Here is a 17,603-nt window from a genome sequence, read left to right as displayed (position 1 = left end):
ATGAAAGTTGTCATTTTTGATGTAAAAGGGAAAATTGCCCATTTTCGCCGTCCGGATACAACAGCGACCCATTTAACATATCCTTTTATAACACCAACTGCAGCGAAGGGGTTGGTTGGTTCGATATTAGGAATTACCGATTTTGTAACGAAAGATAAAGTCGGCATTCAATTATTGAATCCTGTCCGAACATCAGCGCAACAATTATCTATGTTGGGAAAAGATAGCGGTAATTCCTTTAATCGCCCAACAACAATCGAATTACTAGTGAATCCAGCTTATCGGATTTATTATGCTGGCGATGAATATACTGATGAATTAATTAACCGATTAAAGATGGAACAGTCAGTCTATATTCCATATTTAGGTGTTGCTTACGCTTTAACAAAACCAGAATTAAGAGATGTGAGCGATGCAGTGGAAATCAGTTCCCCGGAAACGATAACGTTATCGACAGTGATTCCGACTTCCATCATTGAAAAAGTTGAACTAGAGGCCGGGCGTTATTATCGGCGGGCTGGTGGTTTTATGCTCGAGTATAAAGGAAGGCGTATTTTTGAGAAGTCGGTTTCATTTCTCTATGAACGAGATGGAAAGCCGATTACAATCAAATTAAGGAAAAATATATCCGATGATTTTACGCTGGTGAAAGTAAAGGATGATGCTGTATGTCTCGTATAGTCCCTTTTGAAACATGTATAGCGAGACCTGGTGTGAGCCTAATCGAACATTCGGTTTTCGTTAAACGATCGATGGAATATTTTTTGCGGGAGTTTGATAATACAACGGTCCGATTAGCTGGTTTATCCGGCGTATGCCATGATGTGGCCAAAGCGCATCTCGAATGGCAAGCATATATACAATCTTCCGCAATTAAAAAAAGGCCCAATCATTCCGCTTGTGGGGCCTTTCTGTTTTCTTACCTAGGTTATCATTTTTTGAAACATATAGATTTATGGGAGAAATATAAAATTCTATGGTTGTGGTTGATACAGGATATCCGTAGTCACCATGGAAAGTTAAGTGATTTAAATGATGATAGTTGGTTAAAAAAATATGAATGGTCAAAAATTGATTTAGAAGGCATCGAAATGTTTTTTAAAAAGCAATATAAAGAATCGGAAAATGTGAAATTGAGCGAGTCGTCGCTTATTCATTGGATTCATGAGTGTGCAAGACTATTGGAAGACATATATGATGAGCTTGATTTAGAATATGAAGAGTGGGAAGCGCTTCCGGTTATGAAAAGGTTGCAAGTTTGGAGACAGATGACGACAAGTTTAATTTCTGGTGACCGTTTTCATGTAAAAGAAGTCAGCACACAATGGTTAGCAAAGCAAGATTTTAAACGATTCCATAAAGCTGTCAATGACTTTAGTAAAAAACATGCTGATGAACCATTGTCAGTTATGAGAATAGAAGCCCAACAAGAAATGATGCGCCAGTTGGAAGAAGAACCGGATCATACTTTTTATACATTGAAAATGCCGACTGGTTATGGAAAAACGATAACTTCTTTGAAAATGGCCACTTGGTTTGGAGAACACCAAGGCTTTCAAAAAATTATCTACGTCGCGCCTTATTTATCAATATTAGAACAAAACGCTTCCGAGATTGAACAGTTATTTGACACAGTAGTTTTACAGCATCATTCATTGGCCATTTTAGATGACGATCCTGAGCAGAGAACGAGTTTTAGTCAGCTGGCAATGGAGTCATGGGCTCATTCCCTTGTCTGCACGAGTTTCCAACAACTATGTAAGGCGATCTTTCCAAGTCGAGCTCAAGATACACTAAGAAGAGCGTTTTTGAAAAATAGTGTCATTATTATTGATGAACCGCAAATCTTTAGTCCGGAAGTTTGGAATTTGTTTTTGTGTGGAATAGAAGCATTGGCCGAGATCGTCCGCCTAAAAGTAATTTTTTTGTCTGCGACGATGCCGCCTTTTCGATATGGCTTGTCGAATGAACCGAAGAAGCTGGTTATCAAAAGTTCTGCGGAACATAACCGCTATCAAGTCGTAATTGAAACAGAGGTGCAATCTGAAGAAACAGTCGTTGGTTTTATGGAAAAAAATGAAAGGGAAACACAAGCGCTTATCGTAAATACAGTGAAAGATGCGATACTTTCTTTTGATAATTTGAAAAAGAGAGGAAAAAATGCGTATCTTGTGCACGGTTTAATGACACCGATTCATAAAAAAGCGCAAATCAAAAAGATTGACGATCTTTTAAAAGAGAAGCAAACCCGTCCTCTTTATGTGGTATCAACACAAATTTTTGAAACGGGAGTAAATCTAAGCTTTCAACATATTGCCCGTGCGCTATCCTTACTTCCGTCCATCTTTCAAACGGGTGGTAGAGTCAATCGGCATATGGAAAATGGAGAAAAAGCTGGTTTATTAACCATTTTTCCTTTCTATCAGAATGGGAATATTGACACCCGGTCCATGATTTATCCCAAAAATCTACAAAAAATAACCGACCGTATCCTGAAAGAAAAAACATTATACACAGAACTGGAAATGGTAGATTTGGTAAATCAGTATTATTCGGAAATGTTCCGCCAAAACACTTATGAAGCAGCATTGATGAAAATTAAAGATGCCTATGAGGGTGGATGGAATAAATTGTCATCCGTCCAGCCTTTTCATATGAATGACCCAAGATTGCCGATCTTTGTCCCGTACGAACCTGAGGTGGAAGAAATAGACGAAAAAATTCTCAAACTAAAAAAGAAATTTCAAGTATCCGATCCTGAACAAATTTACAACAAATATTCGGATAGACAATTTATGGCGAACTTGTCATTTGAAGAACGCAAGCTTTTTATGATTTTATTCAACTACTATGTACTTGATGTTCTTGCCCAAAAGGCGTTGTCTATCATAAGTCAAGAGGAGTATCTGCAAAAAAAGATACCGATTTTACAGGACAAGAAAATTTATGATGAACTATACGGTTTGAAAATCGATGTTTATGATTAATTTTAAACATTTTGTTAAATGATTGAATAGAAGCTGTTATGTAGAAGCAAATACTTAGTGGCTTGTAGCATGCAAACCGAAACATGCAAATAACCCTAAACAAATTCTCGACTATCAAGGAAAAACATGATACTCAAACGTCTGGAGTAAGGGTTAGAGTAGAGAGGGCTCACATTGGCCCTTCTCTTCTGAAAAATACAAAAGGAAAAAATCTAAAAATATTAATAAAGAGAATAAAGAGTTAAGAGGAAGACTTCCGATACTAACGTATCAGTGCTTTTTACACCATGCTTCTAACAAAAGAAGATTTCTCTATCGTTTTTTGAAGAAAACTACTAAGTTGTCTTATCAAGCATTTATTTCAATAGGAATCCTTATTTCACTAGGGAAAAAGCCTACCATATGTAAAGTCCGTGTTTCGGAATGATATGTTGTGAGAAAACTGGCTTGTTATGTTTCCAATTTAGTGCTTAATTTTTATTTTGTGTTTTACTAAAGTTTTATTTTTCCTTAAACAAGGTGATTGTCATGCTAGGGCAACCCGCCTTAGAAGCATTAAAAGAAATTGAACCACATTCGCTAGTTTTAAATAAAAATGTAGCAATATTTTCAAAGTGGAATGGCCAATTCGTCTATCCACTCTATTACCCAAGTCCCCAAGCAATAAAGACTGGTATTAGACCATTTGAACAACAAAGAACGGATTTTAAACAATAGGGGTATAATCATGGTTTTAGAATTTCAAAAGGGTTAGAACTGATAAAATTTAAAAGTAAATGGCCTAGTAACACCCCGGAAAAATTTTGGTAAAGTGAATTTTAACATTTTCCGAGAATTCTCCCTCCCGTCTCTAAACGGAGTGTAGGTGAAAGAGGTTCATTAGTAATCTGCCTGTGTTGTCTCATTATTCAAATAACCATAAAGGTTTTGTGTAAAGTCCAATATTATAAATCCAAATTTGATTTTTCCTGTATTAATATGAAGAGCAAAAGCATGTCACAGCTTATTGCCAATATGGTAATAGAATGTTTTAAAGTTCTTATATGATCGACAATAAATTCAAGGAAAAAGAGGAGAATAGCTTTGATTGATCAGGCAACGGTTAACTATATCCAAAAATATATTTTAAAAAAGGGTGAGGAACTTGAAACATTAGGCATTGACCAAACATCTTCTCCATTTATAGATGTAAAAATTGTTAAACGCACGGAAAGAACTTACCGGGTTGTAGGATTACTCACCCTGTCTCCTTACAAAAAAGAAACAGTAAAGATAGATGATTCTTTAAAGGATTTAAATTTCACACCTCGAAAAAAAGTGAAACTCGACGATCATGCTCAAAGAACATTAAGATGGCTTGAGCAAGGATGGATTATGAAAGAGATTCGCTTTGAAAAAGATGAAAAAACAATCAAGACGATGTATTATCGAATGGGATATCGGTTGTATCAATACCAGCAGGAGTGTATTCAGCAAAAGAAAGATGCCATCGATCGGGAGTTTCGTGAATGGAAGAATACGACAAAATTGATTCAAATAAATGATGACCAGATAGAGTTGTTTTCTTACCAAAGAAAGAGGGGATTCAATTCCTTAATAGAAGTTATAAATAAAGTGCTTGATTTAGACTTTTATGAAATAGAAGAATCATATTTATTTCCAGAAAAATGGTCATTGCAAAAAAAATTGAAGTTTCTTCATTTTGTAGTTGCTTTTTTACAATTGTGTCTTCAAAAAACAAATTTTGACTGGAAAGAAATCGGAGCGAGCTATTTTAAAGAAATTGGCGGTTCAAAGAAATTTGATTCAAATAAGCAAGAATTTATTACACATTTAGAAGAATGGACAAAATGTCCGGCAGCTCTCCTCGGTCTTTCTAGCTTAGGAAATATTACTCCTTTTTATTTTTCTGGACAACTCATTGGAAACTATTCGTCATATCAATTTGGTCCCGTTCACGCATTAACGGATTTATCCATTTCAGCAGATGATTATTCTACGAAGGCAACGACTTTATGGTTAGTTGAAAATAGAGGAATATTAACAAGAATGAATGCAGAAGGAGATTTTATTAAAGAAACAAACTCCCTTGTCATGTGTGTAGATGGACATCTGAGAACATCTCATAAACATTGTATTCATCAACTGTTAAAGAACAGTCCGATACAACAGACCATGATTTGGACAGATTATGACTCGGATGGTTTTCAAATTGCAAAAGAATTGTATACCGTTATTTCACCGCATCGTTCTCTTAAACTAAAATGGATTACCCATGACCATAGAATCATGGAACAATGGGAAATGTACGAGAAATACATGACAGCATTCTTAAAAGATCATAAATTGGAACAAGAACAAATATTAGGGGATGTAGAAAGTTGGAAAAGATGGATCAATCATTAATCTCGATTTTTCAAGCAAATGAATCAGCCCCTGAAGTGCTGCAAACAATGAGGGATATTGCCTCACTATCAGGAGTTTTAAGTGATTTAGGCTCACAAAACGCTTTCCAATCACCTAGTGAAATTCTTCGATTTTTAAGAGTGATTCAATTAATCTATGAGGAAGCGCTTGGTTTAGATGATCCGATTGAAAATGCGGAAACCGTTTATTATCGTTATCGCAACCGATATAATGATCCAGAACCTCCAACTAAGGAGAAAGTCGAAAAGGTTGTCAATGTTCTTGTTAAATATAACTGGATTTCTAAACAATCTCGTCAGTTGAAGATGAGAGATACAGGGAAACGAATGATGGATGCATTGATTCGGTTAGCTAACGATTCGTTAGCCTATTATATGCATGATGATATTGGAAGATCCTTGTTTCAGGCTAGGCGTGATGCTGAATTGAGTGAAGCATATGATGATCAAGGAATCTCCGGTGGAAATAAAATTGCCAGTATGATCCGGAATGTCGAAAATGCCATTCAATTAATGAAAGAGCGAGAACTCGAGATGCTTGCTGATCGTCATGCGCTTCCTCAGCTCGAACTTATTCATCATTTAATGCAAGATTTAGAATTGAAGCTTCAAGAGCGTTTTCGTCAGTTTCAAACATTGGAGGATAGTCTCGTTCTAGCGGATTTAATGCAAAAAGGGACAGCCGCTCTTGCAGAAGGAACAAACTTGAGCTTAGGTATGATTAATAAATATTTGAAATTTACCCATATGCAAAAAACACCGTTATCCTCTACTATTCGACCGGAAAAAGTGCGCGAATTTATTATTCAAATGTTCGATCCTCCCCTCGATTCGGATGTGCCGAACGCCCATCAATTATTAAGTTTTATGGAGCAGGGCCAGTATGAAGAAGAGCAGATTGACGGCTTATGGATTCCAATTAAATTTCCCGTCCCCCTGTCGCCATATGCTATTGGTGAAGCGGTTGAATTTTTGGAAAACTATGAACCTATAGTGGAATCAAGCGATGAGATAGAGGAAGAAATCCTTTATTCATCAGAGGAAATATCTCAGGATAAAATAGAAGAACTGATGAGAGAATCAAGCTGGTTGTTAACGAAAACGATGATAAAGACCGAGGCGATTGAAACCTATCTCGAAGAATATGAAGAAGTCCCGATAGAACAAGTCATTATTGAGGCAACTTCTTCTGAATGGAGTGATGTAATCAATGGAATGACAGCGATTTCTGCTCTAGTCGGTACTAAAAAAATTATCATGTTAAAGCCAGACCAAAAAAAAGATTTTCCAAAGTACGAGAGAAAATGGGAGTGGATGAACCATGAGGATGGATCCTATATCATCCGAAAACGAAATCATCGGAGAGAACAAGAAGAATGATTCAATGAACAAATACAATGATGATGTGAATGTCAATCCATTAAATGCTATGCAATCGTTGAAAGGGATTTTATCGGAGCAAGAGGAGTTAGCATTCATGAACATACTTTTTTCGTCTTCTGCCTCCATTCGTTCGGGGAACTTTGGCCTTTCCAGAAAAGAAGTAGAAAAATTGCTTCATATCCAAGGGGATAATGACAAATTTTTTTCATTTTTAACGAGGGTCAATCAAGCTGTAAGCCGTTATTTTAAAGTGATTTATGATGAACGTCGTGATCAAGTAGTCGCGTTAATGAGAGTACCGGCTCGGGCAGCCCGAAATACGTTAACGAAAGAAAGCCTTGCGATTCTTTTGTACATGTTTTACCACCAGGAAGTTTTACAGCATGAATTTACGCTGTTTGACCAATTACTGAACGCTTTTGGACATGAAACAACGAAAGCTAATCAACGTATTTTGGCCAACATCGATCCGCTTAAAAAGATTGGGGCGATTGAAGAATATGATACGAATTCCCAAGAGAAGGCATATCAACTTACTGCTATTGGTGTTCATATGTTTTCCGATTCTTTTCTGCGTCGAGCAACGGAATTTAGTCAATCGAACCAATTAAGCAAAGAAGAGGTTTTGAAATTTTTCAAGCGGTATAACCTTTACCAGAAGGGAGAAGGAGAATGATTCCGTGGCGACTTACTTTTTCAGGAATTCGCGACTATCCGCCGACCTTATTGGATTTATCGGGAATTGACGAACACGTCATTATAACAGGTCCGAATGGTGCTGGAAAATCAACGATTACGTTTTGTATGGGTGCTGTGTTATATTCGTCCAAAGTTGATATGGAAGGATTGAAATCCCGAAATCTCTCATCCGATCAAACATGGAAAGCGCGTATTTCATTTCTTTTTAAGAATGACGGTTTAATGAAAATAGATGCTCCAACGTTTATTGAGTTTTCATTAAAAATAGTCCAAGAACCGGGACAGCCGATAAAAAAAGAATTTTCGATTTCAACCGGCGAAGCAATCGACAAGTGGGAAGAAACGATTAAATATACATCCGGTGATCGTTATTATAATTTTTCCACTTATAAAAAAGATTTACAGTACAAATATAAAATTGATCCTGATCTCTTTTATCTCATTTGGTACCAACAGGAAGTCAATCAATTTGCTGTGATGAATCCAGAGGAACGTTTTCGCATTTTCAGTGAAATGCACGGCATTGACAAAATCCAGAAAGACTGGGAAGAGAGCATGGAAAAAATGAAGGAAACAGCAGAAACATTGAGAGTAGCTGAATGGAACGTAAAAGGGATGAAAGCAGAGGTGGCAATGAAAAAAGCAGCATTAGACCGCTTTTTAGATAACCAAAAACGGTTGCATAATGGAGCTAAGCTGTATATCGAATCCCTTTTACAGTTAGAGGTTCACTATAAAAAAGAGAAAGAAACGCTCGAGGAGCTTGTTCAGCAACTGATGGGAGAAATTGAAGACGCAAAAGCGGAGCAAGCTTTTCAAAAAAGCGAAAAGGAGCAGAAAAAAGAGTATTTAACAGCTTTAAGGAGCAACGAAGAACAACTGAATTTACTAATGAACGAAAAATACGAGAAGTCTCGAGAAATCAGTCAATCTATTAAAAAGATTGAAGAACGGATTGAAAACCTTGAAAACGAATTAGAAGAAATTACTTTGAAGAAAAATCAAATTACCCGTTCCGAAGAGGAAGTAAAAGCAGCGTTACGGCAACTCACGGAAGAACAAACCAAAACAAACAACGAATTCGAAAATACCTCATTAAAATTGGAAGAGTTAAGTAACACTTGGCAAGAAAAAGTGCAGATCATTGCGGACTTGAACCAACAAATCGAAACAGATGAAAAATTAGAAGCGAAACATGCCGAAAGATTGCGCGAATATAAGAGCAGCTACTCCGTGCAGGAAAAGATTGATTCATTGGAAAAAGAAGTAGAAAATCGAAAAGATAAAAAGCTTAAGATGACGCGCACGTTACAAGAGTTACAAGATGAACTTCGATTGCTTGAAGAAAATCGTGACTTGTCCGCACGGCAAATGGAGTCGTTGAAATTTTTCCGTGCCCGACAAATTAAAGCATATCCTCTTCGTGAATTGATTGAACTGGATGAAAGTGCAAAATTAAAAGATGAACAGATTTTTAATACGATTAAATATACAATCTTTTTTAATGAGAAACATATTGAGCCGCCAAATGATTTGTACCATGTTCCTCTTATGAAAGTGATTCCCGACCGTCCTGTTATGGAATTACCGCATCTTCATTTGCGCATAAAAAAGGGGCTTTCTGAGGCAGAGATACCGCATGCAATGAAGGCTCTTTGGTGGGTAGAGCAGTTTTTTAAAGGCGGAACGTTTACGATAAAAAATGGCATGTTGGTCGATCCAATGGGGATTCGCGGTCCACAAGAAAAAGAACGGTTTATTTTAAGCGCAAGGGCAATAGCCGTCCGAAAGCAGGAGGTAAAGCAGCAAATTGATAAAATGAATCAGCAAATTTTGCAAATAGAGCATGAAATTGAAAATGGTACAAAAATGATTCAGCAGCTAAACGGGATAATACAGCAAATTCGCGAATCAGAGGCGTTTATGACGAACGAGCTTGAGCGGACCATGCGCAAAAAGAAATATCAAGAGGAAGTAGAAAATCGAAACAAAATAGAAAGAGAAAAACAAGCATTAGAAAAGAAAAAAGAGGGGTTAATACGTCTGCAAATCCAACAAGATGAGTTTAAGAAAAAATTGCAGGAAGAAGCGGCTATATACGAAGAGCTTGGAAAAATGAAAGAAAAATATGAAGAATTAAATGAACATAAGAGTCAATTGGCTTTTCAAAAAAAACTTTTAAAAACACATAAAAATACGGTTGCAGAACTGGAAAATGATTTAGAACAGACACGGTATAAAATTAAAGAAACTGACCGAGCGATCCAAGATTTAGATGACATGATTGAAGCTGATGAACGAAAGATTCATTCAATCACAAAGCAAAAAGATAATTATAGCGACCGGATTGAAACAATAAAACAAGAACTTGTCCAAATCATTCAAGAGTTAAATGACTTACAAAATTTAATTCCAGCTGTTTATCAGGAAGTTGTCGCTATGGAAATAACAGAAAACGTTTTATCTGTTCACCAGTTAAAGCAAAATTGTGAAAATGGAAAAGTTATATTTAACCAAGCGCGGAACGAAGAAAATATTGATATTGCCGCGCCAGAAAATTATAAAACAGCCAAGCAGGAATATGATCGTTTAGAAGACGAATATAAACGGACAAAAATTTTACTCGAACAAGATATTGAACGTACTGAACAATTGAGAGATAAACTTGAAACAACTATTAATATGCGGGTTCTTGAGCTGCAACAACGTTTTAAGTCATACATGAGCCAATTTCAATTTGAAGGTGAAATTAGCTGGCAGACGTTTGAAGATCGAAAGCAGCGAACTCACTTTAATTTGTATATTAAAGCAAGAAAAGAAGGTCATCGCGGCACGATGGAAGACGTCAGTACAAAAGCACGTGGTGGAAAAGTCGGAAAAGGTGTATCAGGTGGCGAAGAGTCGCTCAGTTCTCTTCTGTTTGCCCTTGCGTTATTACAAAATTTAAGAACTGCTCCAGGATTCATTGTCTTAGACGAATTTGACAGCGCATTGGACGAGAACCGTAAGATAAAAGTATTCGATCTATATGCGCAGGAGTTAAAAAGGAAACTTATTATCCTTACTCCTAAATCTCATGAAGAAACATATTTAAATCGATTTTCCAAAGCTTTTATCGTTCGGCATAATCCAACCATACCAGAAAGCCGAGTAGTTGGAGTTGTAAAAAAGGATTAACTGATGAGTAAAAGCTTTTTATCAAAATCAAAGCTTTTTCACCTCCAACATAAATCATAAAGTCAAAATAAAAATTTGAACCTTCCTACCTATATGAATGTTAATATCTGAATTATTGTAGCTGTTATGAAGAAGCCGAAAAAACATTTTTTGATATGTTTTCTAACAGTATTTTTTTAATCTGTGTATAATGAATACAGTTTGAATTTCCAGCATATATAAAACAGTGCAACTGCTCTTTTCCCTAACTTAAACGCTTTATTGATGTCGATTTTTCACTCTGAACTTGTATAGCTTAAAAAAACAACACGTTTTGAAAAATGTATAAGATTGGAAGAATTACAAACACAGGAGTCTTGTAATAAGCTAAAGGCAATAAGACTCCTTTTCTTTTTGTGATAAAACCGCGTCTGCCATCTTCATTTTCATTTCGTCGATGTGCAATACGGAAAGCACCGAGCTTCCGAAAAAGAGACGAAAGATAGAAAAATAAGTAAGATGGATGTGTTTGTGTTTACAGACCTTGGCGAGTTTTCCGCCAATGCTTCATATACAGCTTCCTCAGTCACATCCTTTATGGATGCGTGGATGAAATATATTTGTGAATGGAAGAGATGGGAAAGCCGCGCAAATGTTTATATTGGCTCGCGAGTTTGCCCATGTTTGGTATGGGGCGAGCGCTGTGTTCGATTTAGCCAATCTTCAACCTGCTGATATTGAAATTGAAAGTGTGTGCAATCAAGCCGCGGCGGAGTTTCTTGCCCCTGAAGACGAAGTGCTTCAAGCGTGTCCGGTACATTGTACGAAATTGCCCGCTATTTTAAACTCAGTGAAATCGGGGGCCGCTCGCAGAACGCTGGACTTAAACCTCATTACAAAAGAAGAGTTCTTTTCGTTTTATGAGGCGTATGTCAAACCGCTTCGATAAGAAGTGGAAGAAATGAAAATGAAAGGCGAAAGCAACTTTTACGCCACTCCCAATATGCGCATTGTCCGCCGTTTTGCCGAATATGTCGGTGCGGGGAGATCTGTATGAGCTCTAGCCATAAGTTTGTGATCGATACAAACGTTTTTATTGAAGCTTATACAAGGTATTATTCTTTTGATATCGCTCCTTCCTTTTGGAACACCGTGATTCAACACGCCGAAAACGGCCATGTCATTAGCATTGACCGCGTGAAACAGGAAATGAATCGTTTGCATAAAGAGGACGAATGAAGCAAGTGGGCTAATGAACATTTTGCCGAATGGTTCGAGCCGACTCATAAGCCGAAGGTTATTAACACATATTGAGACATGGTAACGTGGGCTGTTCAGCAAGACCAATCTTGATACAGCAAAAAACGAGTTTGCAAGCGCGGCGGATAGCTGGCTCATCGCGTTCGCCAAAACATATCATTTTACAATCGTGACTGATCGCAATTCCAAAAGGAGAATTCTCTTTCCCAATGTTTGCCGTGCCTTCAACATATCCTATACGAATACCTTTGGTATGCCGCAGCGCTTAGGTGTTAAATTTTTAGTTTAATGCTGATCTTTTCTCCATATGTGGGTATTTGTAAAAATAATAACATGATTGATCCGCTCCTTTTTATTCTATGTACAAACATTTTCCCAAAATTTATACATGTCTACTTTTAAAGGCTCGATCCACAGGCATGCCCCAAAATGTAGCAATGCGTTTGATGGGGATTAACTTCTCCCTTCGTTTATAAAACAAAAAACCTTCGAAAATTAAGAAATATATGGTGTAATTCTATTAGGATTCGCATACAATACATCTCTAGGGAGGTGTATGTATGTGTAGAGGGGAGGAAAACAAAATGAATGCTACTACTATAAAAAAAATCGATAAATCTAAAAATAAAGGATTAACCAAAAATAAAAAAGAATTACTAAAGAAGCATATGGGCAGCGCTTCTTCAAAAATAGATATGAATGATGTTCACCATTGGTGGAAGTATGAGAATCATTGATTTTAATCATCCAGAATTTCAAGGGTTTTCAGAAGGAGAAGATATTCTTATTGATACAGGAGTATGGCTCGCTTTTTATAATCAATATGATGCTTATCATTCAACTGTAAAACGATTGTTTGATAAGTATGCATTACATAATGAAAAAAATTTATTTTTATACATTAATCCAACTATAGTAAATGAAATAACATATTTAGCATCTACTCCTCTAAAAAAATACCTTGATTTTTCCGGAGAAAAAAATATTTTTACAAATTCAGATATGAAAAAACCATTACTATGGTATTAAAGAGCTAATAGAAAAGGAAGTTATTTCAATATTAGATGGAAATAAAGAAAGTGTTATTAAACAAATTTCATTATATAAAGAATTAGGTTCAGCAGATGCCGTTAATTCCTCCATTGCTAATTTATACGGTATAAGTTTTTTAACTGTAGATAAAAGGTTGGCTGAAAATATATTTAATCAAAGATCACAACTTTCCAATATTGCAAATGTTTACTATACAACAGGAAAAAATAGAGATTATTAAGGTCATCTTAATGGTGGCTTTTTATTTTTGTCTCCCTCCCCTTTTTTTGGCTAATAGGTTATCATGGTGGAAATGTTTCCAAAGAGAGGTGGGAGCATAAGTAAAAAGAACCAATTAAACTTTCAAATAAAAGCTTATTTTTTATTGATGTTAAACATGGCACCTGGCACGGTTTTTATTGATGGAGGTTCATATTCCACTTTTTTAATTTTTTTACAAGAGTCGAATGATCTACTCCTAATTGTTCCGCTGCTTTTCGAATGGAAGGGTGCTTTTGAATTGCTTCGCCAATGATTCGTTTTTCAAACTGTTCGACCCGTTGTTTCAGTGTGAGAGAAGTCTCTGTATGTGGTCGCTCATCAATATGCGGCGGCAGGTCGTGCGGTTCGATTGACTGTGATGGTACGGAAACGATCATGCTTTCGATCAAGTTTTTTAATTCTCTCACATTCCCCGGCCAATGATAATGCTTTAAAATGCTTTTTGTATCAGGGGATAAGGATTTGTTTATGCGATATAGCTTGCAATAGAAAGAGAAAAAATGATCCAAGAGCGGCTCGATATCTTCTGGGCGCTCAGCCAATGGCGGAATATGAATTTCGACGACTTGCAGCCGATAGTATAAATCTTCGCGAAATGTTCCTTGGGAAATTAGCTTCCTTACATCTTGATTGGTGGCCGAAATAATTCGAATATCTAGGTTTTTCACTTGATGGCTGCCGATTCTTTGAATTTGTTTTTCTTGCAAAACGCGAAGCAGCTTTACCTGCAAAGATAATGGCATTTCGCCTATTTCATCAAGCATAATGGTTCCTTGGTCTGCTAATTCTAATAAACCGATTTTTCCTTCTTTTCGCGCCCCTGTAAACGCTCCTTTCTCATAGCCAAATAGTTCTGATTCTAGCAGCGGCTCCGGAATCGCCCCGCAGTTTATCTTGATAAACGGTTTGTCTTTCCGATCGCTTAAATGATGGATAAGATTGGCGATTACTTCCTTTCCGACACCAGATGGGCCCGTTAACAGAACGCTCGTAGGATAGGGGGCGACCTGTTTTACTTTTTCGAAAATTCCCTTCATAGAATCGCTTAGAAACACCATTTTTTCTTCTGAACCATCGATCGAGAACGTATACCGATGATGCCCCATTTTAAAAAAGCTTTTGGCTTTTTTCAATTCGGCTTTCATTTGAATAAGATGGGAGATGTCTCTGACGCTTGTTACCACCATCTCGATCTCGCCTTGTTGATCAAATACAGGATTTCCCGTGACGATGACATCCTTTTTTCCACCTATTTTTTGCAAAATCGAGATGCGCTTTTTCTCTCTTAACACAAGAAGAGAGACAGACTGATCAAAATATCCTTTCTTAACAAGGTCCTCCATATGATTGCCTATCAGTTCTTCTCTACGGAAGCCTGTGATTTCCTCATAGGCGGAGTTGACCATTAATGTTCTTCCTTCCTTATCCACCACATAGATTCCATCTGTTGAAAATTCAATAATGGTTTCCATTTGCTTAAAAAGAGAATGGTAGTGCTCTATTTCGGATATATCTTGGAGGACGCTGATGGCTCCGGCCAATTCGCCATTTTGGTACACAGGAGTTCGATTGACAAGGCATTGGCGGCCCGCTATGTTCATTTTTACTCCAATTGAGCTTGTTTCGCTCTCTAACACATAGGGAAGCCGTGTGGTTGGGATGAGCTCCCGAATATCTTTCCCTTCCCAATGTTGGTTTTCGATCTGGAGAAGTTTTTTCGCAGAGGAGTTGATAAGCAAAATTTTCTTGTGGCGATCAACAACAATGACCCCGTTATGGATAGATGAAAAAATGCTTTCCCATATATGAGAATCTATGATTTTTTGTTTCATATAAGCCCTCCATATTTTTATAGATGGTGAATTCATTCACCATGTGGTGAAAAATATCATAATTCCTTTATTCGGTTCATATTTAAGCTTCTCCTTTTTATTGGTGATTTTTTTCACCTTTTCCTCATTTCTATTTCCATCCCGTTTGCCTTTTCGCTATCTTTTCTAGCTTTGGCACGATATTTGCTTGTAATAAAAATGAGTAAGAGAGGAGGGAAGCAAATGCCATGAACGATGCCTCTTTCCATAGAAAGTAAGCGCTGGTTTGAAAAATCGCTCATTTAATTCGAGAGAATCAAAAAGATGAAGGAGGAATTTTGATGGCGAATATGGTGAAAGCGCATCCTAAATTGTATGTGATGGATAACGGAAGGATGAGAATGGATAAAAACTGGATGATCGCCATGCATAATCCAGCGACGATTCACAATCCTCACGCGCCAACAGAATTTGTGGAATTTCCCATTTATACGGTGTTAATCGATCATCCAGAAGGCAAAATTCTTTTTGATACCGCTTGCAATCCCAATTCAATGGGACCTCAAGGGCGTTGGGCGGAATCGACGCAGCAAATGTTTCCATGGACGGCGAGCGAAGAGTGCCATCTTCATAATCGGCTAGAGCAATTAAAAGTGAGGCCGGAAGATATTAAGTTTGTAGTTGCCTCACATCTTCATCTTGATCATGCCGGATGTTTAGAAATGTTTACGAACGCGACGATTATTGTGCATGAGGATGAGCTAAATGGTACACTCCAATGTTATGCGCGCAATCAGAAAGAAGGGGCATACATTTGGGCTGATATTGATGCTTGGATTAAAAATCATCTGCAATGGCACACCATAAAGCGGCATGAAGATCATCTTTTACTGGCGGAAGGGATCAGGGTGCTTAATTTTGAGAGCGGACATGCATGGGGGATGCTTGGGTTGCATGTAGAATTGCCGGAAACAGGCGGCATTATTCTTGCTTCTGATGCTGTTTATACGGCGGAAAGTTATGGTCCGCCGATTAAGCCGCCTGGCATTATTTACGATTCTCTCGGTTATATGAATACCGTTGAAAAAATCCGGCGAATAGCGAAGGAAACCCATTCACAAGTTTGGTTTGGACATGACTCTGAGCAATTTAAACAATTTCGTAAATCCACTGAGGGATTCTACGAATAAAGAAGGGGAAGAAGATCATGAGTGTTGCTAGGCTGGCTTTTGCATCCCTTAGTTATGTCGGATGGGGAGCGTTGGAGCAATTGCTTCCGGAGGTCAGGCGTTTTTCGCCGAAGAGGATTCTTGTCGTCACAGATCCTGCACTTGAGAAAATCGGCTTCATTCAACGAGTAACAGGTCCTTTGATCCAACAAGGATACGAGGTGGAGCGATACACAGATGTCGTTCCAGAGCCGCCGTTAGAAGTAGGAGAGAAGCTCGTTTCTATGACGCGCCAAGGCAAGTTTGATATGGTGATCGGAATCGGCGGGGGAAGCTCATTAGATTTAGCAAAATTAGCGGCTGTTTTGGCTGTACACGAGGGGACTGTTGCTGATTATTTAAACTTGACCGGCACCAAAACCGTCCAGCAAAAAGGGTTGCCGAAAATTTTGATTCCGACTACCTCAGGGACCGGTTCGGAGGTGACCAATATTTCCGTTCTTTCTTTGGAAACGACGAAAGATGTAGTGACGCATGATTATCTTTTAGCGGATGTAGCCATTGTCGATCCAGCATTGACCGTTACTGTGCCTCCTCGCGTCACAGCGGCTACCGGTATTGATGCACTAACCCATGCGGTGGAGGCTTATGTGTCTGTCCATGCCAGTCCAACAACAGATGGCTTGGCTCTTCAAGCGATACGATTGATTGGACGGTCTTTGCGAAAAGCGGTCGCAGACGGAAACGATAAACAAGCTCGGATCGACATGAGCAATGGCAGCTATTTAGCAGGACTCGCTTTCTTTCATGCGGGGGTGGCCGGTGTCCATGCCCTTGCCTATCCTTTAGGCGGACAATTTCATATTTCGCATGGAGAATCCAACGCTGTGTTATTGCCGTATGTAATGGGATACATTCGCCAAAGCTGCACAAAACGAATGGCCGATATTTTGAATGCTTTAGGAGGGAATTCCGCTTATCTCTCTGAGGAGGAAGCTTCTTATCGCTGTGTGGAAGAGCTTGAGAGACTAGTGAAAGAGGTAGGCATTCCGAATACGCTGGGCGGTTTTCATATACCTGAAACAGCGTTGGAAAGCTTAACTCAAGATGCCATTCAGCAAAAAAGACTATTAGCGCGAAGTCCTTTGCCGCTGCTGGAAGAAGATATTAGAAACATTTATCAATCCGCTTTTATTGGTAGAGTGACGGAGCCAAAACGAAAAATGGAAAAATCATGAATATAGAACGTTTTCTAGGATCTCTAGCTGCAAGAGCCCGTAGAGAGGTCCCGCTTAACGTTCTACCATATCTCAAAAAAAGTTCAGACTCAGCGTCTGGACTTTTTTGCAGAATTTATATCTTATCCTTTCATAAAGAAATTAAGGGGCTGTCTAGTTC

Annotated in this window: 14 protein-coding genes; 13 read left to right on the top strand and 1 reads right to left on the bottom strand. The window is 38.0% G+C overall.

Annotation, left to right across the window (positions count from 1 at the left end; translation table 11 throughout):
* From cas5b to GRQ40_RS11195, 11 genes are all read left to right on the top strand, one after another.
* Positions 1-681, top strand: a complete 681-nt coding sequence (cas5b, locus tag GRQ40_RS11240; protein WP_159720017.1) for a type I-B CRISPR-associated protein Cas5b — start codon at positions 1-3, stop codon at positions 679-681.
* Complete coding sequence (cas3, locus tag GRQ40_RS11235; protein WP_159720016.1) at positions 669-2,987, top strand: CRISPR-associated helicase Cas3'; 2,319 nt, start codon at positions 669-671, stop codon at positions 2,985-2,987. Before cas5b ends, cas3 begins: the two co-directional genes overlap by 13 nt.
* Before the next feature lie 1,083 nt (positions 2,988-4,070).
* Positions 4,071-5,393, top strand: a complete 1,323-nt coding sequence (locus GRQ40_RS11230; RefSeq protein WP_159720015.1) for a DUF7281 domain-containing protein — start codon at positions 4,071-4,073, stop codon at positions 5,391-5,393.
* Positions 5,378-6,793: a hypothetical protein gene (locus tag GRQ40_RS11225; protein WP_201295994.1), complete on the top strand. Its 1,416-nt coding sequence runs from the start codon at positions 5,378-5,380 to the stop codon at positions 6,791-6,793. Before GRQ40_RS11230 ends, GRQ40_RS11225 begins: the two co-directional genes overlap by 16 nt.
* Positions 6,794-6,797: 4 nt before the next feature.
* On the top strand, positions 6,798-7,472 hold the full coding sequence (locus GRQ40_RS11220) for a hypothetical protein (protein WP_111646432.1): 675 nt from the start codon (positions 6,798-6,800) through the stop codon (positions 7,470-7,472).
* A complete protein-coding gene (locus tag GRQ40_RS11215) occupies positions 7,469-10,672 on the top strand; it encodes an AAA family ATPase (protein ID WP_159720013.1) in 3,204 nt (1,067 codons plus the stop codon). Before GRQ40_RS11220 ends, GRQ40_RS11215 begins: the two co-directional genes overlap by 4 nt.
* A 601-nt stretch (positions 10,673-11,273) precedes the next feature.
* Entirely contained in the window at positions 11,274-11,600 is a 327-nt protein-coding gene (locus GRQ40_RS11210) for an ImmA/IrrE family metallo-endopeptidase (protein WP_236546284.1), read from the top strand.
* 104 nt (positions 11,601-11,704) lie between these two features.
* Positions 11,705-11,890: a DUF4411 family protein gene (locus GRQ40_RS18790; RefSeq protein ID WP_255458135.1), complete on the top strand. Its 186-nt coding sequence runs from the start codon at positions 11,705-11,707 to the stop codon at positions 11,888-11,890.
* Between the two features lie 91 nt (positions 11,891-11,981).
* The gene (locus GRQ40_RS18785; RefSeq protein WP_338079027.1) at positions 11,982-12,200 is read left to right on the top strand and encodes a DUF4411 family protein; all 219 of its coding nucleotides are present in this window, start codon (positions 11,982-11,984) and stop codon (positions 12,198-12,200) included.
* Between the two features lie 295 nt (positions 12,201-12,495).
* Positions 12,496-12,648, top strand: coding sequence for a hypothetical protein (locus tag GRQ40_RS11200; RefSeq protein ID WP_159720012.1), 153 nt, complete (start codon positions 12,496-12,498; stop codon positions 12,646-12,648).
* A complete protein-coding gene (locus GRQ40_RS11195) occupies positions 12,635-12,940 on the top strand; it encodes a hypothetical protein (protein ID WP_159720011.1) in 306 nt (101 codons plus the stop codon). The genes GRQ40_RS11200 and GRQ40_RS11195 overlap by 14 nt, the downstream gene beginning before the upstream one ends.
* A 419-nt stretch (positions 12,941-13,359) precedes the next feature.
* Here GRQ40_RS11195 and GRQ40_RS11190 read toward each other — a convergent pair whose 3' ends face one another.
* Positions 13,360-15,057, bottom strand: coding sequence for a sigma-54 interaction domain-containing protein (locus GRQ40_RS11190; protein WP_159720010.1), 1,698 nt, complete (start codon positions 15,055-15,057; stop codon positions 13,360-13,362).
* A gap of 320 nt (positions 15,058-15,377) precedes the next feature.
* Between GRQ40_RS11190 and GRQ40_RS11185 the strand changes: the two genes are divergently transcribed.
* Both GRQ40_RS11185 and GRQ40_RS11180 read left to right on the top strand, forming a co-directional pair.
* Positions 15,378-16,226 carry an AhlS family quorum-quenching N-acyl homoserine lactonase gene (locus GRQ40_RS11185; RefSeq protein WP_159720009.1) on the top strand — a complete coding sequence of 283 codons (849 nt, stop codon included), beginning with the start codon at positions 15,378-15,380 and terminating at the stop codon, positions 16,224-16,226.
* A 17-nt stretch (positions 16,227-16,243) separates the two neighbouring features.
* Entirely contained in the window at positions 16,244-17,443 is a 1,200-nt protein-coding gene (locus tag GRQ40_RS11180; RefSeq protein ID WP_159720008.1) for an iron-containing alcohol dehydrogenase, read from the top strand.
* Positions 17,444-17,603 lie beyond the last annotated feature (160 nt).

The organism is Anoxybacillus sp. PDR2, from assembly GCF_009834045.1.
Classification (GTDB): Bacteria; Bacillota; Bacilli; order Bacillales; family Anoxybacillaceae; genus Anoxybacteroides; species Anoxybacteroides rupiense.
This window is presented reverse-complemented; position numbering and strand designations above follow the sequence as displayed.

Coding starts and splice junctions, on each gene's coding strand:
- cas5b (WP_159720017.1), top strand. CDS start 1: ATGAAAGTTGTCATTTTTGATGTAAAAGGGAAAATTGCCCATTTTCGC.
- cas3 (WP_159720016.1), top strand. CDS start 669: ATGTCTCGTATAGTCCCTTTTGAAACATGTATAGCGAGACCTGGTGTG.
- GRQ40_RS11225 (WP_201295994.1), top strand. CDS start 5,378: ATGGATCAATCATTAATCTCGATTTTTCAAGCAAATGAATCAGCCCCT.
- GRQ40_RS11220 (WP_111646432.1), top strand. CDS start 6,798: ATGAACAAATACAATGATGATGTGAATGTCAATCCATTAAATGCTATG.
- GRQ40_RS11215 (WP_159720013.1), top strand. CDS start 7,469: ATGATTCCGTGGCGACTTACTTTTTCAGGAATTCGCGACTATCCGCCG.
- GRQ40_RS18790 (WP_255458135.1), top strand. CDS start 11,705: ATGAGCTCTAGCCATAAGTTTGTGATCGATACAAACGTTTTTATTGAA.
- GRQ40_RS11200 (WP_159720012.1), top strand. CDS start 12,496: ATGAATGCTACTACTATAAAAAAAATCGATAAATCTAAAAATAAAGGA.
- GRQ40_RS11195 (WP_159720011.1), top strand. CDS start 12,635: ATGAGAATCATTGATTTTAATCATCCAGAATTTCAAGGGTTTTCAGAA.
- GRQ40_RS11190 (WP_159720010.1), bottom strand. CDS start 15,057: ATGAAACAAAAAATCATAGATTCTCATATATGGGAAAGCATTTTTTCA.
- GRQ40_RS11185 (WP_159720009.1), top strand. CDS start 15,378: ATGGCGAATATGGTGAAAGCGCATCCTAAATTGTATGTGATGGATAAC.
- GRQ40_RS11180 (WP_159720008.1), top strand. CDS start 16,244: ATGAGTGTTGCTAGGCTGGCTTTTGCATCCCTTAGTTATGTCGGATGG.